The sequence below is a fragment of the Ferrimonas balearica genome (genome assembly GCF_019802085.1).
GTDB lineage: Bacteria > Pseudomonadota > Gammaproteobacteria > Enterobacterales > Shewanellaceae > Ferrimonas > Ferrimonas balearica_B.
On record NZ_JAHVHV010000001.1, the window covers coordinates 268,478 to 291,511 of the forward strand.

Below are 23,034 nucleotides of genomic sequence, written 5' to 3' on the forward strand. Positions count from 1 at the left end.
TGAAAGGATGAGACGTTGAAGATTAAACGGTTTTTTGCCAAGGACATGCGTGCAGCCCTGGCCGAGGTCAAGGAGACGCTGGGCCCGGACGCGGTGATCATGTCCAACAAGCGGGTCACCGGAGGCGTCGAGATTGTGGCGGCGGTGGACTTCGATAACCGTTCCGGCACTGCCGGCGCCGAAAAACCGACGCTGGCTTCCGGCGAGGCCGATCCCCTGGCCGCCCTGGCCGGCCGGGCATTGAACGAGGACAAGGTCAGCCTGAGTCGTCGCCCCCCGGCAACGGCAACACCGGCCCAGCCCCAGGCCCCGGCGGACACCGACAACCTGCGGGCCCTGCTGGAACGTCAGCAGGAGCGGCGCCAGCAAAAAGAGGCCCGGGCGATGCTCTCCAAGCAGGAGCAGGCCCTGCCCAAGTGGGCCCAGCGGGCCTTCGATGCCCCCAAGACCTCCAGCCGCCCCGAGGCCCCCAAGGCCCAGCCTCAAGCCCAGCCCCAGCCCAGCCGCCGTCCGGCCCCGGGCAAGGCCAGCGAAGAGCTCAGCGCCATGAAGGCGGAGATGGCCTCCATCCGTCAGCTGCTGCAGCACCAGGTCTCCAACCTGATGCAGCAGGACCTGGCCCGCAGTGAGCCGGTGCGCGCCATGCTCACCGAGCAGCTGCGGGACCTGGGCTTCCACAAGGAGGTGGCGGAGCATTTTGCCCGCATGGTGCCGGAGCACAGCGAAATTCACGACGCCATCGATTACCTGCCGGAGCTGGTGGCCCAGGCCCTCAGCTGCGGCAATGAAAGCATGCTGAACGAGGGGGGCGTCATCGCCCTGGTGGGCCCCACCGGCGTGGGCAAAACCACCACGGTGGCCAAACTGGCGGCCCGTTTCGTGGCCCGCTACGGCATCAACCAGGTGGCCCTGGTGACCACGGACAACTACCGGATCGGCGCCCAGGAGCAGCTGACCACCTTCGGCAAGATCATGGGTTGCCCGGTGCGCAGCGCCGCCAGCGTGGAAGAGCTGGAAGAGGTGATCTACCAGCTGCGCAGCCGGCGGCTGATCCTCATCGACACCGCTGGCATGGGCCAGCGGGACATGCGCCTGGTGGAGCAGCTGGATCAGCTGACCCGCTCCACCCGGTTGCCGATCAAACCCTACCTGGTGCTCTCGGCCACGGCCCAGTACCGGGTACTGAAAGAAACCGTAGAACGCTTCCGTCAGATCGATCTGGCGGGCTGCATTTTTACCAAGCTGGATGAAGCTCACAACCTCGGAGAAGCACTGAGCGTGCTGATCCAAAACCAGTTACCTGTGTGTTATCTGACCGATGGGCAGCGAGTGCCGGAAGATCTCCGCACCGCCGATCCGCGCTACCTGGCGGAGCGGGCCCTGGCGGATGACAGCGGTTTGCAGGTCGGCCCGACCTCAGAACAGCAGAAGAACGTGGCAGGTCTGTATGAGTAAGTGGTTTCTCCAGGATCAAGCGAGTGGGCTGAGAAAAATGGCACAAAAGAAAGAGAACATGGTGAAGGTGATCGCGGTCACTGGCGGCAAGGGGGGCGTAGGCAAGACCAACGTCTCCATCAACACCGCCACCGCGCTGGCTGCCCAGGGGCAGAAGGTGCTGGTGCTGGACGCCGATCTGGGGTTGGCCAACGTGGACGTGCTGCTGGGCCTGCGGGTGCAGCGAAACCTCTCCCACGTGCTGGCCGGGGAGTGCACCCTGGAGGAGGTGCTGGTGGAGGGGCCCAACGGCATCTGCATCGTGCCCGCCGCTTCCGGTACCCAGGATATGGTGGAGCTGACCCCCTCCCAACACGCGGCGCTGATCCAGTCCTTCTCCGCGCTGGAGGAGCAGTTCGACGTGCTGATCGTCGACACCGCCGCTGGGATCTCCGACATGGTGCTGAGCTTTGCCCGCGCCTCCCAGGAGGTGCTGGTGGTGGTCTGTGATGAGCCCACCTCCATCACCGACGCCTACGCGCTGATTAAGCTGCTCTCCCGAGAGCATGGGGTGTTCCGCTTCCGCATCGTCGCCAACATGGTGCGGAGCCTGCGGGAGGGGATGGAGCTGTACGCCAAGCTTTCCAAGGTGACCGACCGCTTCCTGGACGTGGCCCTGGAGCTGGTGGCCACGGTGCCCTACGACGAGAACGTCCGTAAGGCGGTGCGCCAGCAGCGGGTGGTGGTGGAAGCCTTCCCCCGCACCCCGGCCTCCATCGCCTACCAGGGGCTGGCCAACAAGATCATGAGCTGGCCGACGCCGCAAAACCCCAGCGGTCACCTGGAGTTCTTCGTCGAGCGCCTGGTGCGCCGCAACATGTACGGAGAAGCGGTTGGTGAATAAGGCGGCGGCCTACACCCAGTTCGACAACCGGGCGGCGGTAGTGGAGCGTCACACCCCCCTGGTCAAGCGGATCGCCCACCATCTGCTGGCCAGGCTGCCCGCCAGTGTGCAGCTGGACGACCTGCTGCAGTCCGGCATGATCGGCCTGCTGGAAGCGGCCCGCAACTTCGATGGCACCAAGGGCGCCAGCTTCGAAACCTTCGCCGGGATCCGCATCCGCGGCGCCATGCTGGATGAGATCCGCCGGGGGGACTGGACCCCCCGTTCCGTGCACCGCAACAGCCGCCGGGTGACCGACGCCATCGAGAGCCTGGAACGGGCCCTGGGGCGGGACCCAACCAACACGGAAGTGGCTGATTATCTTGAACTCTCTATCGATGAGTATCATCATATCCTGCACGATGTCAGCGCCGGAAAACTGGTCGGCCTGGAGGACCTGGGCGTCTCCGAAGACGCCATCGGCCCGGGTGATGATCAGTCCTGCAATTTCAATGACTTGGCAGATACGCGGTTTCAGTCTGCCCTGGTCGACGCGATCAAGACCTTGCCGGAAAGGGAAGCCTTGGTTTTGTCGCTTTACTACGACGAAGAACTCAACTTGAAAGAGATTGGACAGGTGCTGGGCGTCAGTGAATCCCGCGTCAGCCAGATCCACAGCCAAGCCATGGTCCGTCTCAAATCCAAATTGCGCGCCTGGCGAGAGTGAGCCTTGCCGATTTGCCCGTACTTTGCCGGAGGAACACTTGGACAAGAACATGAAGATCCTCATCGTCGACGACTTCTCGACGATGCGCCGAATCATCAAGAACCTGCTGAGGGATCTGGGGTTCAATAACACCCAGGAAGCGGACGACGGCTCCACCGCCCTGCCAATGCTGCAAAACGGCGACTTCGATTTCGTGGTCACCGACTGGAACATGCCCGGAATGCAGGGCATCGACCTGTTGCGCGCCATCCGGGCCGACGAGAACCTCAAGCACCTGCCGGTGCTGATGGTGACCGCCGAAGCCAAGCGCGAGCAGATCGTCACCGCGGCCCAGGCCGGCGTCAACGGCTACATCGTCAAGCCCTTCACAGCGGCGACCCTCAAAGAGAAGCTGGACAAAGTCTTCGAACGACTGAACTGAATCACAAGGACGTGATAATGAGCGAAGAGAAAGCGCTTATCTCGGTCGAAGAAGCCCGGGAACTGGTCCTGCTGCTGGAGCAGGGCGAAACCGCGCAGGCCAACATGCTGATCCAGCAGGTCAGCACCCCCCTCAATCAGCAACTGTTCGACGAAGTCGGCAAGCTGACCCGCCAACTGCACGACGCCCTGCGCGACTTCCAGGTGGACGATCGCATCAGCGAGCTGGCCAACCAGGAGATCCCCGACGCCAAGGAGCGCCTCAACTACGTCATCGGTATGACCGAGCAGGCCGCCAACCGCACCATGGATGCGGTGGAGGAGAGCCTGCCGCTGGCCGACGCCCTGCAGGACAAGCTTGGCCAGGTGCAGCCCCGCTGGCAGCAGCTGATGCGCCGCGAGCTGGCCCTGGATCAGTTCAAAAGTCTCTGCCACGACGTGGACGGTTTGCTTGGCAACACCGGCAACGACGTCGAGCGCCTGCGGGATCTACTTAACCAGATCCTGATGGCCCAGGACTACCAGGACCTCACCGGCCAGGTGATCCGCAAGGTGATCGAACTGGTCCAGGAGGTGGAGCTGAGCCTGGTGGAGATGCTCACCATGTTTGGCGAGCGCCCCTACGAGAGCAAGGAGCGGGATCGCATCGCCGCCGAGGGCCCCGCCATGAACGCGGCCGCCCGGGACGACGTGGTCAGCGGTCAGGATGAGGTGGATGACCTCTTGTCCAGTCTCGGTTTCTAGGAGTTAGCCGATGGGTTTCGATCTCGACGACGACATTCTGCAGGATTTCCTCATTGAAGCGGCGGAGATCCTCGAGCAGCTGCAGGCCCAGTTGGTGGACCTGGAGCAAAACCCCACCGACCGGGAGCTGCTCAACGCCATTTTCCGTGGCTTCCACACCGTCAAGGGTGGGGCGGGCTTCCTGGCTCTCAACCCCATGGTGGACGTCTGCCACGGCGCGGAGAACGCCTTCGACCTGCTGCGCAACGATCAGCTGAGCGTCAGCGCCGGCCTGATGGACGTGGTGCTCAACGCCCTGGACACGGTCAACGCCATGTTCGCCGAGCTGCAGGCCGGTGAGACGATCACCCCGGCGGATCCGGCCCTGCTGAGCCAGCTCGAGCAGCTGTGCAGTGGCGAGCCGGTGGCGGCCCCTGCGCCCGCGCCGGCCATCGCCGCGGCGGATCCCGTTCCGCTGTCGGAGCTGGTGCCGGAGTTGCCGGTGACCGAACCCGAAGCGGCCCGCGAGGGGGGCATCGACGCCCTGAGCGAAACCGAATACCAGGCCTACCTGGCTGAGCTGGCCCCGGCGACTCAAGCCGAGCAGGCCGCCGGCGACGAGATCAGCGACGACGAGTTCGAATCCCTGCTGGATCAGCTGCACGGAAAGGGCGCCTTCAGTGGCGACGTGGCCGCGCAGCCGGCCACGCCCACCGCCGACGAGATCACCGACGACGAGTTCGAGGCGTTGCTGGATCAGCTCCACGGCCAGGGCCAGTTTGGCGCCAGCGTGAGCGAGCCGGCCGGTGCGCCGGTGGCCGAGGGCAACGTCAGCCCGACGGATCTCATCAACGACGACGAATTTGAGCAGCTGCTGGATCAGCTGCACGGCAAGGGCGGTGCCCCGGGCCTGCCGGCGGATGCGCCGGCCCCGGCCGCTGCCACACCGGCGGCGACACCCGCCGCGCAGCCGGCTCCGGCACCCAGCGAGCCGGCCCCGGCCAAGCCTGCCGCCAAAAAGGCCCAGGTGCAGCCCCAGGGGGACACCACGGTGCGGGTGGACACCCGCCGTCTCGACGACATCATGAACATGGTGGGCGAGCTGGTGCTGGTGCGAAACCGCCTGATGACCCTGGGCATCGACCGCGAAGACGAGGAGATGTCCAAGGCCCTGGCCAGTTTGGACATCGTCACCGCGGATCTGCAGGGCGGGGTGATGAAGACCCGCATGCAGCCCATCAAAAAGGTGTTTGGCCGCTTCCCCCGGGTGGTGCGGGATCTGGCTCGCAGCCTTAATAAGGAGATCCAGCTTCAGCTGGTGGGGGAGGAGACCGACCTCGACAAGAACCTGGTGGAGGCCCTGGCGGATCCCCTGGTGCACCTGGTGCGCAACTCCGTGGATCACGGCATCGAGATGCCCGAGGTCCGGGAAGCGGCCGGCAAGCCCCGCTCCGGCACCATCCTGCTGAGTGCCGCCCAGGAGGGCGACCACATCCAGCTGGAGATCCGCGACGACGGTGGCGGCATGAACGCCGACAAGCTTAAGCAGATCGCCATCGACCGCGGGGTGATCGACGCCGACGCCGCCGCCCGGATGTCCGACAGCGACGCCTACAACCTCATCTTTGCCCCCGGCTTCTCCACCAAGACCGAGATCTCCGACATCTCCGGTCGCGGGGTGGGGATGGACGTGGTCAAAACCCGCATCGCCCAACTCAACGGCTCCGTCAGCATCGACTCCACCCCCGGGGAAGGCACTGTCATCCAGATCAAGGTGCCCCTGACTCTGGCGATCATGCCCACCCTGATGGTGAAGGTGGCCAGCCAGACCTTCGCCCTGCCTTTGGCCTGTGTGAACGAAATTTTTCACATGGACCTGAGCCAAACCAACGTGGTGGACGGTCAACTCTCCATCACCATTCGAGAGAAGGCGATCCCGCTGTTTTATCTCGATAAATGGTTGGTAAAAGGGCAGGGGCGCGACGAGCGCGATGGCCAGGGTCACGTGGTGATCGTCCACATCGGCAACACCGTGGTGGCCTTCGTGGTGGACGCCCTCATTGGCCAGGAGGAGGTGGTGATCAAGCCGCTGGGCAGCATGCTTCACGGCACCCCTGGCGTGGCCGGGGCCACCATCACCTCCAACGGGGGCATCGCCCTCATCCTGGACGTGCCCGGGTTATTGAAACACTACGCCCGCCGCCGCTGAGGCGACGGGCGAGCAACGGATTTAAGGAACGACATGACCATTCGGGTATTGGTGGTCGACGACTCCAGCTTTTTTCGCCGTCGGGTGGCCGAGATCCTCGGGGCCGATCCGGAACTGGAGGTGATCGACACCGCGGCCAACGGCCAGGACGCCCTGGACAAGGTGCGCCGATTGCGACCGGACGTGGTCACCATGGACATCGAGATGCCGGTAATGGACGGCATCACCGCCGTGCGTCACCTGATGCGCGAGCGCCCGTTGCCGGTGCTGATGTTCTCCTCACTGACCTACGATGGCGCACGCGCCACCCTCGAGGCGCTGGACGCCGGCGCGGCGGACTTCCTGCCCAAGCGATTTGAGGAGATCGCCAACGATCGCCAGGAGGCGATCCGCCTGCTGCAGCAACGGGTCAAGGCGATCGCCGGCAAGCGCACTCCTGTGCCGCCGCCCCCGTCTCGGGTCAGCCGTCCGACACAGAGCCGGGTCAGCACCCCCAGCGCCCCGGCGTCCCGTCCGGCCCCCGCCAAGGCGGTGGGCGAACCCAAGCTGCCGGGACGGGCCAGCGGCAAACGCTACCGGGCACTGCTCATTGGCACCTCCACCGGTGGTCCGGTGGCCCTGCAGACCATCCTCACCCAGTTGCCTAAAGAATACCCCCACCCCATTTTGCTGGTGCAGCACATGCCCGCCGCCTTCACCCCGGCCTTTGCCCAGCGCCTCAACAGCCTGTGTCAGATTGAGGTCAAGGAGGCGGCCCAGGGCGACCGGCTGCGTCCCGGCACCGCCTACCTGGCGCCCGGCGGCAAGCAGATGCTGGTGGAGGGCAGTGGCATGAACACCCGTTTGGTGATCCGCGACGGCGATGACCAGATCAACTACAAGCCCTCGGTGGACATCACCTTCGGCAGCGCCGGCCGAGCGTACGGCGGCGACATTCTCGGGGTGATCCTCACCGGTATGGGGGCCGACGGGCGCGAAGGCTGCCGATTGCTGAAAAAGCACGGCGCCAACATCTGGGCCCAGGATGCCGCCAGCTGCGTGGTCTACGGCATGCCCCAGGCGGTGGCCGCCGAGGGGATCGCCAGCCACTCCATTCCCCTCGACCAGATGGCGGAGGCGATCCTGCGTGAAACCCACCGTGGCTAACTGGACCTTGAAGATCTACATGGGCCTGACCTGGGCCAGCACCCTGTGCGCCCTGGTCAGCGTGGTGTGGGCCCTGGACAAGCACTTCTACGCCAAGGAGCTGCACCAGCAGATGGCGGAGGTGCACGCCCAGGCGACGGCGGAGCACGAGAAGATGGTGGCCTTGATGGCGCGCAATCGCGAGCTCAACAGCCGCCTGGCGGAGTACCAGCGACGGGACGCCGTGCGCCTCAAGGCCCAGCAGACCGGCGAAGCCCAGCTGCTGGAGACCCAAGACAACGGCATCAAGGTGATGGCGCAGCCCCATGGCGGCGTGCGCATCACCAGCCAGTAGGGGGCCGGATGCGGGTCTGGACCATCGTCAATCAAAAAGGCGGCGTCGGCAAAACCACCTCGGTGGCGACCCTGGCCGGCCTGCTGGTCCAACGCGGCCAGCGGGTGCTGATGGTGGACACCGACCCCCACGCCTCCCTGGGATACTACCTGGGGCTGGACCCGGAGGAGCTGCCCGGCTCGCTGTTTGACCTTTTCTACCACCACGCCAACCTGAGCACCGAGCAGGTGGCCTCGGTGATCGTCCCCACCAACGTCGAGGGGCTGGACCTGCTGCCCGCGGCGACGGCGCTGGCCACCCTGGATCGCAGCCTGGGCGGCCAGGCCGGCATGGGGCTCATTCTCAAATCGATACTGGCCCGGGTGGCGGACCGCTACGATGCGGTGCTCATTGATTGCCCGCCGGTGTTGGGGGTGCTGATGGTCAACGCTCTGGCCGCCTGCAGCCAGATCATCGTCCCGGTGCAGACCGAGTTTTTGGCACTTAAGGGTCTGGATCGGATGATCCAGACCCTGGAGCGGCTGGGGCAGGGAGGCCGGCCGGTGCCGCCCTACGTCATCGTTCCCACCATGTTCGACCGCCGCACCAAGGCGTCATTGCTGGCGTTGTCGGAGCTGGTGCGCAGCCATCCGGCCCGTTTGTGGCACTCGGTGATCCCGGTGGACACCCGGTTTCGTGACGCCAGTCTCGCCCATCTGCCGGCGCCGCAATACGCGGGTGATTGCCGTGGCGTGAAGGCATACAATGACTTACTGGATGAATTGATGAGCCGGGAGGGGGCCGATGTCGCGGGTCGCGCAGCAAGCGGTCACTGATTATTTCGATGTGCTGCTGAGCGAGCCGGAGGCAAAACCGGCCCTCGATGCGGCGCCGCAGCCGGACCCGTTGCAGCGGGCCCGGCTCAGTGCCCTGTTGGCCCAGGCGACGCCGGTAAGCGAGCCCGACCCGGTGGCGGTGGAGCCAAGCCTACAGCTCGAGCCTGAGCCGGCTCCAGCCGAGCCGGCCCCGGCCAGGTTCGAAGCGACGGTTGCGCTAAAGAGCGACGAAACCATAGTCACTCCGGGCGAGGTAGCCGAAGCCGACTGGAAAGCGGCTTTGGAGTCGCGCTTCCAGTGCCTCTATTTCAAGGTGGCCGGCCTGACCCTGGCGGTGCCGCTGCAGCTGCTGGGGGGGATCAAGCGCCTCGGTGAGCTAAGCCAAATCCCGGGCTCGGCGCCCTGGATGCTGGGGATCCAGGCGGAGCGGGAGCGCAAGCTTCAAGTGGTGGACAGCGGCCGCTGGCTGATGCCCCAGAAAGCGGCGCAAGAGCGGCCCTATCGCTACCTGGTGCAATTGGGCAACAGCCCCTGGGCCCTGGCCTGCGAATCTTTGGTGAACGCGGAGCCTTTGGATAAGGCTCAAGTACAATGGCAACAACCCGGAACGGACTCACGCCGCTACCTCGCCGGCATCGTGCGAGAGCGGATGTGTGTGGTCCTGGATGTGCCCCAAACCATTAGCCTGCTGGAAGCGGGAAAGGACATAAGCATAAAGGAGTCCTGACGGATGAGCATTCAACAAGCCAACACCGCCGAGTCTGTCGAGCGCAACGACGAAGTGCTGCAGTGGGTGACCTTCCACCTGGAGCAGGAAACCTATGGCATCAACGTGATGCAGGTGCGCGAGGTGCTGCGCTACTCCGACATCGCCCCGGTGCCCGGTGCCCCAAGCTACGTACTGGGGATCATCAATCTGCGCGGCAACGTGGTGACCGTGATCGACACCCGGGCTCGCTTCGGCCTGGCGGACGCGCCCATCACCGACCACACCCGCATCGTCATCATCGAGGCGGAAGACCAGGTGGTGGGGATCCTGGTGGACAGCGTGGCGGAGGTGGTGTACCTCAACAGCTCGGAGATCGACTCCGCCCCCAACGTGGGCAACGAGGAGAGCGCCAAGTTCATCCAGGGGGTCTGCCACCGGGATGACAAGCTGCTGATCCTGGTCGACCTGGAGAAGCTGCTCAGCGACAACGAGTGGCAGGAGCTGGCGACGCTGTGAGCACTTTCCAACTGGCCGGCATCGCCGCCCTGGTGGGGTTGGCGCTGCTCAATCTGGCGGGCCTGGCCTGGGCCCGTCGACGCCTGGCGGACCTGGAGCGCAAGGACGACGCTCACAAGGTGGTGCTCAAGGCCGCCCAGAAGCAAAACGACGCCCTCAAGCGGGAGCTGGCGGAAGTGCGCTCCGGTGCTTTGGGGGTGGGCAAGCGAGTGAAGGAGCTGGAGGAGGCGATTCAGCTTCTGCAAGCGCGCCAGGATGAGGTGGTGCAGCAAGATCCGGAAGCGCGCCTCTACACCCGGGCCATGAAGATGGTGGAGCTGGGGGCGGACGTGGAGGAGATCATGCGCGAGTGTGAGCTGCCCCGGGCCGAGGCCCAGTTGCTGGTGACCCTCCATCAACGGGGCGAGTAACCCCGCCTTTCAACCTCCGCTCAGGCTTTGTCCCGGATCCGCTGGTGGATGTTGTCCCACTGCTCCGGAAAGCGTCCTTCGATAAGGTAGGCGTAGGCAATCAGCTCCGCGATCACCAGGTAGAGCTGGGGCGGGATCCGCTGACCCAATTCCAGCTTGGCCAGCAGCTCGGCCAGCTGGGGGTCCTGGTGCACCAGCACGCCGGCCTCCTCCGCCAAACGGCGGATCTCCATCGCCACCTTCCCCTCGCCGCTGGCGGTCACCGTCGGCGCGTCTTTGCCATCGTATTGCAGCGCCACCGCTTTGCGTTCAGTCATGATGTTGTCCGTAGGTCAGTCGGGTCTGCGCGGCGCCCAGCCGCTGCGGCACCTCGCCCACCCGGCACTGCACCGGGTTAACTTTAAGCCCCGCCGCTTCCAGCCGGGCCTGCAAGGCGTCGAATTGGGCGCTGAAGCTTTGGCTTAACGCCTTGGTGCTGGCCAGGGCATCCAGGTGCAGATCCGGTGCGCGGTAACGCGCCTTAATCAATAGCTCACCGCTGCTGAGCTCGAAGCGCAGGGTCAAAAGCCAGCTGGGCTCGCGCTCCTCGGCTCGGGCCTGGTAGGACTGCAGCGACAGTTGCAGCTCTCGCTGCTCCCGCTCCTGCCCGTAGGGAAGGGCCAGGTAGAGCAGGGGATGGTCCGAGTCGCCCTGGCTCTGCTGCTGAAACTGGGCCAGCTCGCCGATCATCGGGGTGAATCGCTCCAGCAAAGCCCGGCGCTCAGCGCCCCCCAAACCCGCCAAGAGCTCCTCCTCCTGCGCAGCCGATGCCCCTTTATCACGACTCCTCACCCCCAGCAGGCGCTGCCAGGTGGTCGCCAAGGGCCCCAGGGGCGGGGCCAGGCGTCCCCCGAAGGGGAACTGTCCGATTTGGCTGACCAGACTCGCCAGCAGGGCCGGATTGGCCAGTTGCGCCAGGCTGGGCAGGGGCAGTTGGGAGAGCTGACTAGCCCCCTGGCCCTGGGTCATGGCCCGTACCAGGGCTTGCCAGGCGTTGGTCCCTCCTCCTTCGAAGGGGCGACTGGGCAGGGCCGCAGTCGGTGGGGGCGTGTTTGAGGCCGGGGCGGTGGCATCGGATTGCGGGGTCAGCGCCTGGGCGGGGCCGGGACGCACCAGTTGGAAGGTGCGCGGGTCCAGCATCCGCAGCCACCATTCGCCCCCGGCGGGTAGGGGGCTGGGCAGCGTCAGGGGCAGGGCACCGGCGGGGGTCATCACCACCGGCCCTTGGCCCGGCAACTGGCGCACCGGCAGCAGCGTCGCCGTCTGGCTCGACAGGGCCTGCTGGGTGGTGCTGGCCTGGCTACTCAGGGGAATGGGACGGCCCTGGGCAAGCAATCCATGCAGTGATGCCTGGAGGCCTTTGTAGGCGATCGCGACTGGACTTTGTGGGAGATTGGCCAGCGGTTGAAAGCGTTGCAGCCCTTTAGAGGTCTCGATAATCAGTGCCGTGGACTGGCCCAACACCCTGGCCTGCACCAGTGTGACCAGGCTGTTGGCAGCCTGGGGGGCAAGTTGAACTGGGGCTGAACCGTTAATCTGGATCATTAGAACCGTCTACACTGTGTTGCGTATGTGCTTATACAATGTCATGCAAATGATAAGCTTGATATTTCTTTCCATGACCTGCCCATCTTGGGTCATAGGATCATATCGGCAGGATGCGCCGAGACTTTGAGGGAGTTGGGGTGAAAGGAAGAGTGACACGCGCCGGCCTGTTGGGGCTCGCCCTGATGATCAGCGCCGGGGCCTGGGCCGAGGATCTGGACATGGAGGTCAGCTACAAGGACCCCAGGGATCCCATCGAACCCTTCAACCGCCTGATGTGGGACTTCAACTACAAGTTCCTCGACCGCTACTTTTTCCGTCCCGTGGTCCACGTCTACGCCGACTATGTGCCCCGTCCGGCCCGCGACGGGGTGGAGAACTTTGTCCGCAACCTCGACGAACCCTACAGCGCGGTCAACAACCTGCTGCAGGCCAAGCCGGATTGGGCTGCCAATGCCACCGCCCGCTTTTTGATCAACTCCACCTTCGGGGTGGTGGGGATCTTCGATGTGGCGGGCCATATGGGCCTGCCCCGCAAGCAGGATGAGTTCGGTGAGGTGCTGGGTTACTGGGGCGTGCCCAACGGCGCCTATTTGATGCTGCCGGTGCTCGGGCCCAGTTCCGTCCGTGAAGAGGTAGGGGAATTCGTTGATAAACTATACTTTCCCCACAGCCTGTTTAATTTCTGGCAGCGCGCGGGCCTGTGGGCCCTGGATGGCCTGTCGGTGCGCAGCAAGCTGATTGAACAGGAAGCACTGCTGGATAACTCCCTGGACCCTTACGTCTTTACCAAGGAGGCCTACTTCCAGTACATCGAGTTTCAGCTGTACGACGGCAATCTGCCGGAGCAGGAGGAGGAGGACGACCTGCTCGACGATTTTCTCGACGAAATCGACTGATAACGACGATAACGAAGTGACGTATTGAGGCGGCGAACGAATGGAGTTAGATGGACTTAAGGTGCTCGTGGTCGAGGATGACCCGGTCTTTCGTCAGCTGGTGAGCGATTACTGCGCTCAGCTGGGACTGGAGGTCCATACCGCAAACGACGGGCAGGAGGGGGTGGAGCAGTTCCACGAGCAGCAACCGGATCTGGTGCTGGTGGATTTATGCATGCCCCGAATGGGGGGCTTGGACCTGCTCAAGGTGATCTCCCGCATGGCCCCGGATGTGCCCAGCATCGTCATCACCGGCAACAAGGCGATGTCCGACGTGGTGGACGCGCTGCGCCTGGGGGCCTGGGATTACCTGATGAAACCCCTAAGCGACCTGACGGTGCTGCGCCAGGCCATAGAGGATTGCCTGAAGGAAACCGGCGAGGTGGAGAGCTTCAGCCCCACCGAGTCCATTCCCGGCTGGGAGGACCCCGGTCAGGCCATCGAGATGGCGGACAACTTCGATGCCCTTAAGCAGGACACCCAGACCGCCCAGCTGATCCAGGCCCAGCTGTTTCCCGAGTACCGGCAGCGGCGCAAGGGCTACGACTTCGGCTACAACCTCTATAAATCGGAGCCGGTCAGCGATCGCCTCTGTGACGGCTTTGAGTGCGGCGAGCACTACTACTGCGCCTACCTGGCCCGCGTGACCCCCAGTGGCAATGTCGGCGCCTTCGTTAGCGTCATCATCCGCAGCTTCTTCAACCAGAAGCTTAAGCGCTACCGCCAGGGCGGCAGCGAAGCGATCCTCGAACCCTACGCCATGCTCGGCTACCTGAACGAACAGCTGGTCAAATCCGGCCTGGGGTGCCAGCTGGACATCGCCTACCTGGTGTTTGACCGTCGCACCCGCCGGGTGGCCATCGGACGGGCCGGGGCTAAGGTGAAGGTCTACCTTCGGGCCGGTGACGTCCTCTCCCCCCTGGCGCTGCCGGAAAGCCCACCAGTGGGGCAGGTCAGCTGGGGTCAGCCCAATTGTCACTATCGGGATCTGGCTCCGGGACAGGCCCTGGTGCTGCTGGAGGGGGCGGCGATCGCCCGCGAAGCGCTGCTGGCGGAGGAGTTTGCCGGGGTGCAGCAGCAGACCCAAAGCGGCGGCTGTGTGCAGCTGAAAAGCTCGGCTTAAACTGGGTACGGTTCTCGCAGCAATAAAAAAGCCCGGCCAATTGGCCGGGCTTTTGCTGTCTCTATGGATTAGGAGCGACGCATCGCTTCGTGCTCGGCGGTCACCGCCACTTCCTCTTCCAGGGCTTCCAGCTCGTCTTTGTGGTGCGGGCCTTCGGCACCGTGCATCCAATCCACCAGCTTGTCCGCCATAAAGTAGAGGATCACGCCGGAGACGGTGGCGGTGATGGCGATGCCAGCGAAGATGGACAGGGCGTTGGCCAGCTGTTCCTCTTTGGCGCCACCGTGGCCGATAAAGGAGCCCACGATCCCGCCAATCTTGTTGGCGGCCGCGATAAACAGGAACCAGGCACCCATCATCAGGGAGGCGATGCGCAGGGGCGCCAGCTTGGTCACCATGGACAGACCGATGGGGGAGAGGCAGAGCTCACCCATGGTGTGGAAGAAGTAGGCACCCACCAGCCACCACATGGAGGACTTAGCGGTCGGGTCGCCGCCCATTTCGACTACGGCGCCGATCATGAACAGGAAGCCGACGGCCAGCAGCACCAGACCCAGGGCAAACTTCACCGGAGAGTTGGGCTCACGGTCGCCCATGCGCACCCAGATGGAGGCGATCACCGGGGCGAAGATGACGATGAACATGGCGTTCAGGGATTGGAACCAGGTGGTGGGGATCTCCCAGCCGCCCAGGCTACGGTCGGTGAACTCGTCGGTAAAGAGGTTCATCAGGCCGCCGGCCTGCTCGAAGCCGGCCCAGAAGATGATGGTGAACAGGCCCATCACCATGATCACCTTGATGCGATCGCGCTCTTCCTGGGTCAGGGGTGCTTTCTTGGCACTCTCTTTCTTGGCCATGTCCAGCTTGGCAGCAGGCACGGTACCAATGTCACCCAGCAGTTTCTGAGCCCAGATGGCCTGGATGATGAGGGACAGCACCATACCGATACCGGCGCACATAAAGCCGGCCTGCCAGTTGCCGTCGTAGGCCGCGACTACAGAGCCGACCACGATGCCGGAGAGGAAGGCGCCGACGTTGATGCCCATGTAGAAGATGGTGAAGGCACCGTCGCGACGATGGTCACCCTCCTGGTAAAGGTCGCCCACCATGGTGGAGATGTTGGGCTTAAACAAACCGTTACCCAGGATGAGTACACCCAGGCCGAGGTAGAAGACGGTGGTTTCCATGCCAGGGATCCAGGCGTGGGGGGTGCCCAGCAGGAACTGGCCGATGGCCATCATGGCGCCACCGATGAGGATGGCTTTACGCTGACCCAGTACGGTGTCCGCCAGCCAACCGCCGATGAGCGGTGTCAGGTAGACCAGGCCGGTGAAGGTGCCGTAAAGAGAGAGGGCGTCGGCTTGGGTCCAGCCCAGACCGTGGCCCCCTTCGGAGCTGACTTTGTCTACCAGATAGAGCACCAGGATGGCGCGCATGGCGTAGTAGCTGAAACGTTCCCACAGCTCGGTGGTGAACAGAAGGAACAACCCCTTAGGGTGTCCCAGGAAGGTACCGGCATCCGGTTTGCTTGCGCTCATGAATCTTGTTTACCTTGCGTCATTATTATGGTCCCTGACGCTCCGGATGGTCGGCGGTGCGTGAGCAAGGCAGTTGGGACTGTCGTAGTCCAGGCCAACTGCATTGCCACCGCATCCGGCTTTATGGCACGGCAGGGAAAGTTGAACCCACAACTTCTATCCCGTTGTGGATGCTGCTGTCAATTTTACAGAGCATTTACCAGATGTGAACACGTAAATCGTCCCGCTCTGCATCCTGTGTAAGCCATCTCTCACAAGGTCGTCGCAATCCTGCGCGATAGGCATTCTTTATGGTGAATTAAGGGCATTTTTTCGGACTTGGTTCCAACCTGTACCTTGCCTGATCGAACCAGCTTGGTATCATGCTGCGGTCGGTAAGGAACACTGGCTAAAAAGAGGACAAATCATCAGGTAGAGGTTTGAATGCTGGGTTGGTACTTGTTGTACTGCAGAGGAAGAAAGGAAGCGACCGCCCGAGCCCATTTCGAGCGGCAGAACATAGGCTGTTTCCTCCCTGAAGCGGAGGTCGCGTGCATCAAGCGCGGCAAGCGCACTACGGAGCTTGTCCCCCTCTTTCCCAACTACCTGTTCGTGAGATTTGACCCTCACCTCACCTCCGTGCGGTCAGTGCTGGCCACACCCGGGGTGTCCTCCTTAGTCCGAACCGATGGACAGATGCTCCCCGTTGACACCTCTTTGGTGGTCGCTCTGAGGCAACGTTTGGCCCAGTCGCGTCCCCAACTCGAGCAGCAACCCCAACCCGGCGAGCGCGTGGCCATCACTGACGGCCCCTTTGCTGATCTGGAAGCGGTGTTTGCCGAGCCCGACGGTGAAAAGCGCAGTTTGCTGCTGCTGGAACTGATGGGCCAGGTGCAGCGGATGAGCGTCGATAACCTCTCTTTCAAGCGGCTCTAAGGCCGCTTGAAGTTTGCCTGGCGTGTTGAACGCACAGCGGCAGTAAGCCGAGTCCCGCGACTTAATTTTTGCAGTGACGGGGCTTGGCGATAAGACACCCCTTGCGCTTTGGGAGCCGAACCCAAGGGCGGGAGCGTGCTTTTTCTTTGTCTTTGATATTTAAAAAAGTCAATAAATTGACGCACTTAGATGATAGTGACCGCTTACATCCGCAAGCGGCTGCGTCGTTTGCGTTGCACAACTACTCACCTGGACAGCAATGAAACAACAACTCAAACGCTGGCTCTGGCCCTTGGCCGCTGCCCTGCCCATGCTCCTGGCTGTGCCCTCACAGGCTGTGACGATCTCTCCGCAGATGATCGAGCAGTTCAAGCAATTGCCGCCTGCCGAACAGCAGCGACTGGCTCGCCAATACGGGATTGACCCCGCCATGCTACAGGGAGCGACCCAATCCGGACCGGCTTTCCAGCAGCCGGATGCGCCGGTGGTCACCCCCCGTCAAGTCGCGGTTGAAGAGCCGCAGGAAGAGATGAAGGCGGAAGACGAGGCCACGCAAGCCCGACTGAAGCCCTTCGGCTACGACCTGTTTGCCGGTGAGCCCTCCACCTATGCGCCAGTGACCGATGTCCCAGTGCCAGCCAACTACGTGTTGGGCCCGGGGGATGAGCTTCGTGTGCAGCTGTTCGGTAAGGATGCGGCCACCCATACCCTGACCGTAAACCGTAACGGTGCCATCGCATTTCCAGAACTCGGCCCCATCCAGGTGGCGGGCCTGACTTTTGGTGAAGCCAAGGCGATGCTGGCCAAGCAGGTGCAGGAGCAGATCATTGGTGTCCAGGCCAATGTCACCATGGGTGAGCTGCGTTCTATCCGCATCTTTGTGGCCGGTGACGCCTACCGTCCCGGTAGCTACACCGTCAGTGCCTTGTCTACCGTAACCCACGCCCTCTCTATGGCCGGTGGTTTGAAAGAAATTGGTTCTTTGCGGGACATCCAGGTAAAACGCAATGGTGAGCTGGTGGGCCGTTTTGATGTCTACGACTTGCTGCTGCGTGGTGATGCCTCGGGGGATGTTCGTCTGCAATCCGGTGATGTGGTGTTTGTGCCATCCCTTAAGTCCACCGTCGCGGTAGAGGGCGATGTACGTCGGCCGGCCATCTACGAGTTGACCGGCGGCGAGTCGATGTCAGAAGTTCTGGCGATGGCCGGTGGGGCCCTGCCTGGGGCTTACCCGGCGGCTTCCATTGTCGAGCGTTACAGCAAACGTCATCAGCGTACCATCGTCAATGTGGATCTCACCGCCAGTGTCGGCCAACGGATGGCAGCCAAAAATGGTGATCGCCTGGTTGTGCGCTCCACCACCAATGAACTGGATGGTGCCGTAACCCTGGTCGGGCAGGTGGCTCGTCCGGGCCACTACCAGTGGCAAGATGGCATGCGGGTCTCCAATGTACTGCGCTCCCTCTCCGCTGATTTGACCTGGAACACCGACGTTACCTATGCGCTGGTGGTGCGAGAGACCAACCTGCGTGGCGACATCGAAGTGCATGGCTTCAGCCCGGAACAGGCTATCCGAATGCCGGGTTCCCGTGAAGATCTGTTGTTGATGCCTCGCGATCGCATCGTGGTGTTCGCTGACCGAGATGAAGCGCTCGATCGCCGGGAGCTCGGCAAGGTGTTCCAAGCCCTGGCGAAGGATGAATCTTTGCTGGCCATGTCTCAAGTAAGCGAAAAGGAGCTGGAGACAGGCTTAAGCGCTCTGGCGCTTCAGGAGCAGCAAACGAACCGCTCATCCATCGCCGGTGTGGCCGTTAGCGAGGAGGTACGCAGTGATGATCAGGCTCTGCAGAATGCACGTCTTAAGTCCCGGATCCTTCTTTCTCTTTTTCAGCACGACTCCCTGATTGGGTTGTCGCCGGAGCTGACCCGTAAAGAGTTGCTGTTCCCGATTCTGGCCCAGCTGAACAACCAGGCCCGTTTCGACCAGAACGTGAAGGTGGTGGCTGTGGCCGGTGAAGTGTCTTATCCGGGGATCTACCCCCTGGTGGAGGGGGGCCACATCTCTAACCTGGTGTCCCTGGCCGGTGGCCTTAAAGAGAGCGCCTACATGATGCAGGCGGAACTCTCCCGTACCGATATTAATGATCTGTCCGGTGCCCGCATTCAACATTTGCCCATTCAGCTGAGCCAGGTGATTGGGGGTAGCCCGGATTATGACCTTGCCCTGCAAAGCCGTGACCGTTTGAACGTATTGGCGAAGCCGGATTGGCAGGATGCCCCGACGGTGGAGCTGCGAGGCGAAGTGCGTTTCCCGGGGGTGTACACCATCCAGCGTGGCGAGACCCTGTCGGATGTGATCAAGCGTGCCGGTGGGTACACCGAGTACGCCTATCCCTACGGTGGTGTCTTTACCCGTGAAGCGGTACGAAAGCAGGAGCAGCTGGAGATCCAGCGAGTTGTGACCGGCCTGCGCAAAGAGTTGGCGAACCGAACGCTTTCCGAGCAGGGCAGCTTTGCGTCCGTGGCGGATACCAACGCCATGCTGGCGCAATTGGAGCAGATAGAAGCGACTGGTCGCATGGTGGTGGATTTTGAGAAGATCCTTTCCGAAGACCCCCGCCATAACCTGATTGCCGAGCGGGGCGACCTTATCTACATCCCGCCGATGCGTCAGACCATTGCTGTGATGGGGGAAGTTCAGCACGCCACCTCTCACCGCTTTGATGAGCGTCTCAGCGTCAAGGATTACCTGAAACTGTCCGGCGGCGCCAGCCAGCGGGCGGATGAAGACCGCCTCTATGTAATTCGCGCCGATGGCTCGGTAATGATCCCACGGTCCAGCTTCTGGTTTGGTGGCAAGCAAACCCTGCAGCCTGGCGATACCATCATTATGCCGCTGGACACCAACTACAAAGACAACCTGACTTTGTGGACACAGGTGACCGGCATCATCTACAACACCGCAGTCGCCATTTCGGCTCTGAACATCATCTAAGGAAGCGAATCGGCTCCCCATGTCCTTCTTGGTACGGGGAGCCAAAGTGAGAATAACTATGTCTGAACTTCCGACAAACTATCAGCGCGACGCCAGCTTTGACTCTCGCCTGGCGGATGACGAAATTGATCTGCGCGAACTCTTCTCTGCCATCTGGGCGGGTAAGTGGGTGATTTCAGCCGTTACCGGTGTTTTTGCTATCGTCGCCGTAGCGATAGCGTTGTACCTTCCCAATATCTACAAATCCGAAGTCCTCCTGGCACCGGCAAGTTCAGAGCAATCCAGTGGTCTGGCAGGGCTGGCTGGCCAGTTTGGTGGTTTGGCGTCTCTAGCTGGAATTAACTTGGGGGGAAGCGGTATTGATAAAACCACTTTGGCTATCGAGGTAATGAAGTCACGAGAATTCATCGCCCAATTTATCGATAAACATGATCTACTGGTACCTTTAATGGCTGTCAAAAGTTGGGACAGCGAAGCCAACAAACTTGTTTTGGACTCTGACAAGTATAATTCTGACAGCAATCAGTGGACGAGAGAGCCTGTGCCACCTAGACAAGCCAAACCAAGTCCGCTCGAGGCGTTTGAAGAATTTCGTCAAATTTTAAATGTAAGCCAAGATAAGCAAACCAGCTTAGTCAAAGTATCAATTGAGCATTACTCGCCCATTGTGGCTCAGCAGTGGGTTGAATGGTTGACAATAGCCATTAATGACGAAATGAAAACACGAGACTTACGTGAGGCGCAACGCAGTATTGCTTACCTAGAACGCCAACTAGCACAAACTCGAGTTGCTGAGATGCAAACTGTATTGTATCAGCTGATTGAAGAACAAACTAAAACGATAATGTTTGCAGAAGTCCGCGATGAATATGTTTTTAAAACAGTTGACCCAGCCGTAATACCAGAATTGAGAGCGAGACCTGCAAGAGCATTAATATGTGTTCTTGGCACGGTATTAGGAGCACTGTTCGGTACGATTATTGTACTAATAAGATACTTTTATAAGAAAGAAAGCTCGGCTCGGTGAACTAAACTATGTTAAATACACTCTTGCCGCTTTTATTTGCTTTTTTTTCCAGCTATGTCTTGATAAGGCTGGGCAAACCAATTGCAATAAAAGTTGGACTAGTAGATTTACCAGGGGGAAGGAAAGAACATAGTGGCGCAATTCCACTAATTGGCGGCGTTGCTATATTTTTATCGGTAATGATCTCTGCCCTAATATTCTTTCCAATCAGTACAACATTAAGAATGTACCTGCTGTCAGCTGTACTGATGCTATTTATTGGGGTTCTAGACGACCGCTATGACTTGAAGGTTTCGTATCGTTTATTTGCACAAGCATTTGCGGCATCACTAATGATATTTGGTGCCGGTGAACACCTCAAGGACATAGGAGACATCTTTGGAGTTGGCGTAATTGAACTTGGATGGTTTGGGCCGATAATCACGCTTTTTGCGGTAATCGGTGCAATTAACGCGTTTAATATGGTCGACGGGATAGACGGGTTAGCGGGAATGTTAAGCATTATTAGCTTTGCTACGTTAGCCATACTCTTTGCTCTTAGCGGTGACACATACTTTATGTTGCCATTAATGTTCATCGCTGCCATCAGTGCCTATTTGATGTTCAATTTGGGTTGGCCTAACGGAAAGCTTAGAAAAATATTTATGGGCGATGCTGGATCAATGGTTATAGGGTTAACCGTTGTATGGTTACTCGTACTGGGCAGTCAAGGACCCAATAAATCGTTTTCTCCTGCAATTGCGTTATGGATTATCGCTATACCACTCATGGATATGGCATCGATAATGTACCGTCGTAAGAAAAAGGGTCAGAGCCCATTCAAGCCAGACCGAGATCACTTGCATCACATTTTCATGCGTATAGGATTATCACCAAGAAAAGCGTTACTCCATATAAGCATAATTTCAGCTGCGTTTGCGGCTTTAGCTATTGCATTTAGTGTAAATGACATTCCAGATATATATGTCTTTTTATCTTTCATATTTGTATTCGCCATATATTGCTTGATAATACAGAGAATTTGGAGAATCGTTACATTTATTCGCTCCAAAAGAAAGCATGGTGTGGGATAAGAGTTAAGTGGTATTGTTGTGAATGTAAAAATAATCGAAGAGCTAAACGAAGATTTTTTTTCGGCATGGCTTGAACTCCATGAAAGAGCAATCAACAAGAATTTCTTTCTAAGTCCAAAATGGATCAAGTCAGTACTAAATGCGACAGAAAATAAAACTAAACTGAAAGTAATATGCGTGCACAACAATGGTGATATAGTGTGTGCGTTGCCCTTAAAAATTGAAACTAAAACTATTCTTGGTTCTAAAGTTAAAGTTCTAGGAAGTTGCAGCGGTAGAGAGTCTGACTATAAAGGCTTACTCATAGCGAAGGGTATCGATGAAATCAAAGCTACAAAGCTTATCGCTTCAGAAATAGTAAAGATAAAAGATTTATGGGATGTTTTTGAAGTACGGGATCTCAATAGTCTAGACTCTAATATAAATAGAGTCATAGAGCTCGTTCTATCTAGTAAGTCTATACGCGGATTTAAGAATCTTGATGAGGTTGTCACCCAAAGCCAATGTGGCGAGATTTCTTTTAATAAGAAGAATCGCTGGGAAATTAGAAAAAATACAAAAAATCTCTCTGATACCGGCCCAGTTGAAATTGAACACTCTGATAAGATTACTAAAACTGAAATAAAAGATCTTCTTCTAACAAGAGCGAGAAATTACCCCGACGGCAATGACTTTGTAACTGAAGAAGCTCAAGAACATCTCTCAAATATCATTCTAGATCAAGCTAAGCAAGGCGGAGTCCTGTACTCAAAGCTAACACTTAACGGTAAGGTATTAGCGTGCCATGTGGGCTTTGTTGACAGAGAATGCTTTTACTATTATATGCCAGTATTTGATAAGTCATATGCTGAGTTTAGCCCGGGTAAAATTTTGCTGAACGACATATTTGAGTACTGCAAAAGACAAAATCTTATTACGTTTGATTTTCTAAGAGGGGGAGAGTCTTATAAATGGGGATGGTCAAAAAAAGTTAGTTACAATTACTCAGTATATCTCGTGAATGAGGATTCCAATCTAACTTCAAAGGTATATGTGGCCTTACATAAATTGAAAGAAGTTAGGAAGATATTCCATTGAGTAAGTTTGTCAAACTATTCCGAATGATTCTTGACTTCGATAGGCTTAATATCTACGAAATATATGAAGGTGAAAGGCTCGTAGATGCTAGAGAGCGCAAATTTGTCGTCAGTGAATCAACCTATAGAGTGAGCACTGACATTGGTTGTGTTCACTATGGAAGACTCAATATTAATGACAAAACATGGGTGCAGGAAATATCGTCATATATACTGGTGAGTGAAGGACTTTACATATATGATTGTCGTACACCCGAAACGCAGCGGAGAAAAGGGCATTATATTTTTGCTCTAGATAATATTGTCAATGAAAGTAAGTTTAAGAGTCTGAGAAAAGTCATTTGCAGTCTCAGCTCAAATGTTGCGTCAAAACGAGTAATTGAAAAGTGCAACTATCGCCTAATCGGACGAGTTTCTTTTATTAAATTATTTGGATTTA

At 59.4% G+C, this 23,034-nt stretch carries 22 protein-coding genes; 19 read left to right on the top strand and 3 right to left on the bottom strand.

The window, feature by feature from the left end:
* Positions 1-15 precede the first annotated feature (15 nt).
* From flhF to KUV81_RS01350, 12 genes are read left to right on the top strand one after another with little or no spacing between them, the layout of a single operon-like run.
* Positions 16-1,455, top strand: coding sequence for a flagellar biosynthesis protein FlhF (gene flhF / locus KUV81_RS01295; protein WP_222542034.1), 1,440 nt, complete (start codon positions 16-18; stop codon positions 1,453-1,455).
* A complete protein-coding gene (locus tag KUV81_RS01300) occupies positions 1,448-2,338 on the top strand; it encodes a MinD/ParA family protein (protein WP_315900029.1) in 891 nt (296 codons plus the stop codon). The genes flhF and KUV81_RS01300 overlap by 8 nt, the downstream gene beginning before the upstream one ends.
* Positions 2,331-3,044 (top strand): RNA polymerase sigma factor FliA, encoded by a 714-nt coding sequence (locus KUV81_RS01305; RefSeq protein WP_222542036.1) that lies wholly within the window; start codon positions 2,331-2,333, stop codon positions 3,042-3,044. Before KUV81_RS01300 ends, KUV81_RS01305 begins: the two co-directional genes overlap by 8 nt.
* A 37-nt stretch (positions 3,045-3,081) precedes the next feature.
* Positions 3,082-3,465 (top strand): chemotaxis response regulator CheY, encoded by a 384-nt coding sequence (cheY, locus tag KUV81_RS01310; protein ID WP_222542037.1) that lies wholly within the window; start codon positions 3,082-3,084, stop codon positions 3,463-3,465.
* A gap of 14 nt (positions 3,466-3,479) precedes the next feature.
* Positions 3,480-4,208 (top strand): protein phosphatase CheZ, encoded by a 729-nt coding sequence (locus KUV81_RS01315; RefSeq protein ID WP_409995553.1) that lies wholly within the window; start codon positions 3,480-3,482, stop codon positions 4,206-4,208.
* 10 nt (positions 4,209-4,218) lie between these two features.
* Positions 4,219-6,396 (top strand): chemotaxis protein CheA, encoded by a 2,178-nt coding sequence (locus KUV81_RS01320; protein ID WP_222542039.1) that lies wholly within the window; start codon positions 4,219-4,221, stop codon positions 6,394-6,396.
* 33 nt (positions 6,397-6,429) lie between these two features.
* Positions 6,430-7,542, top strand: a complete 1,113-nt coding sequence (locus KUV81_RS01325; protein ID WP_222542040.1) for a chemotaxis response regulator protein-glutamate methylesterase — start codon at positions 6,430-6,432, stop codon at positions 7,540-7,542.
* Entirely contained in the window at positions 7,535-7,876 is a 342-nt protein-coding gene (locus tag KUV81_RS01330) for a hypothetical protein (RefSeq protein ID WP_222542041.1), read from the top strand. Before KUV81_RS01325 ends, KUV81_RS01330 begins: the two co-directional genes overlap by 8 nt.
* 8 nt (positions 7,877-7,884) lie before the next feature.
* Positions 7,885-8,691 carry a ParA family protein gene (locus KUV81_RS01335; protein WP_222542042.1) on the top strand — a complete coding sequence of 269 codons (807 nt, stop codon included), beginning with the start codon at positions 7,885-7,887 and terminating at the stop codon, positions 8,689-8,691.
* Complete coding sequence (locus KUV81_RS01340; protein WP_222542043.1) at positions 8,660-9,418, top strand: chemotaxis protein CheW; 759 nt, start codon at positions 8,660-8,662, stop codon at positions 9,416-9,418. Before KUV81_RS01335 ends, KUV81_RS01340 begins: the two co-directional genes overlap by 32 nt.
* Positions 9,419-9,421: 3 nt before the next feature.
* Positions 9,422-9,916 carry a chemotaxis protein CheW gene (locus tag KUV81_RS01345; RefSeq protein ID WP_222542044.1) on the top strand — a complete coding sequence of 165 codons (495 nt, stop codon included), beginning with the start codon at positions 9,422-9,424 and terminating at the stop codon, positions 9,914-9,916.
* A complete protein-coding gene (locus KUV81_RS01350) occupies positions 9,913-10,326 on the top strand; it encodes a DUF2802 domain-containing protein (protein ID WP_315900030.1) in 414 nt (137 codons plus the stop codon). Before KUV81_RS01345 ends, KUV81_RS01350 begins: the two co-directional genes overlap by 4 nt.
* Positions 10,327-10,346: 20 nt before the next feature.
* On the opposite strand, the gene KUV81_RS01355 is transcribed toward KUV81_RS01350, so the two are convergent.
* Positions 10,347-10,643, bottom strand: coding sequence for an EscU/YscU/HrcU family type III secretion system export apparatus switch protein (locus tag KUV81_RS01355; protein WP_222542045.1), 297 nt, complete (start codon positions 10,641-10,643; stop codon positions 10,347-10,349).
* On the bottom strand, positions 10,636-11,700 hold the full coding sequence (locus KUV81_RS01360; protein WP_222542046.1) for a hypothetical protein: 1,065 nt from the start codon (positions 11,698-11,700) through the stop codon (positions 10,636-10,638). Before KUV81_RS01360 ends, KUV81_RS01355 begins: the two co-directional genes overlap by 8 nt.
* A gap of 350 nt (positions 11,701-12,050) precedes the next feature.
* Between KUV81_RS01360 and KUV81_RS01365 the strand changes: the two genes are divergently transcribed.
* Entirely contained in the window at positions 12,051-12,809 is a 759-nt protein-coding gene (locus KUV81_RS01365) for a VacJ family lipoprotein (RefSeq protein WP_315900031.1), read from the top strand.
* Positions 12,810-12,849: 40 nt separating this feature from the next.
* Positions 12,850-13,971, top strand: coding sequence for a response regulator (locus KUV81_RS01370; RefSeq protein WP_222542048.1), 1,122 nt, complete (start codon positions 12,850-12,852; stop codon positions 13,969-13,971).
* 68 nt (positions 13,972-14,039) lie between these two features.
* Here KUV81_RS01370 and KUV81_RS01375 read toward each other — a convergent pair whose 3' ends face one another.
* Positions 14,040-15,509: a peptide MFS transporter gene (locus tag KUV81_RS01375; RefSeq protein WP_222542049.1), complete on the bottom strand. Its 1,470-nt coding sequence runs from the start codon at positions 15,507-15,509 to the stop codon at positions 14,040-14,042.
* Between the two features lie 423 nt (positions 15,510-15,932).
* Between KUV81_RS01375 and rfaH the strand changes: the two genes are divergently transcribed.
* The 5 genes from rfaH (at position 15,933) to KUV81_RS01400 (ending at position 22,596) form a co-directional block, all read left to right on the top strand.
* Complete coding sequence (rfaH, locus tag KUV81_RS01380; protein WP_222542050.1) at positions 15,933-16,424, top strand: transcription/translation regulatory transformer protein RfaH; 492 nt, start codon at positions 15,933-15,935, stop codon at positions 16,422-16,424.
* Between the two features lie 259 nt (positions 16,425-16,683).
* Positions 16,684-19,419, top strand: a complete 2,736-nt coding sequence (locus tag KUV81_RS01385) for an SLBB domain-containing protein (protein WP_222542051.1) — start codon at positions 16,684-16,686, stop codon at positions 19,417-19,419.
* A 58-nt stretch (positions 19,420-19,477) separates the two neighbouring features.
* Complete coding sequence (locus tag KUV81_RS01390) at positions 19,478-20,446, top strand: Wzz/FepE/Etk N-terminal domain-containing protein (RefSeq protein WP_222542052.1); 969 nt, start codon at positions 19,478-19,480, stop codon at positions 20,444-20,446.
* Between the two features lie 8 nt (positions 20,447-20,454).
* Complete coding sequence (gene wecA, locus KUV81_RS01395) at positions 20,455-21,519, top strand: UDP-N-acetylglucosamine--undecaprenyl-phosphate N-acetylglucosaminephosphotransferase (protein ID WP_222542053.1); 1,065 nt, start codon at positions 20,455-20,457, stop codon at positions 21,517-21,519.
* Between the two features lie 18 nt (positions 21,520-21,537).
* On the top strand, positions 21,538-22,596 hold the full coding sequence (locus KUV81_RS01400; RefSeq protein ID WP_222542054.1) for a GNAT family N-acetyltransferase: 1,059 nt from the start codon (positions 21,538-21,540) through the stop codon (positions 22,594-22,596).
* The last annotated feature ends 438 nt before the right edge of the window (positions 22,597-23,034 follow it).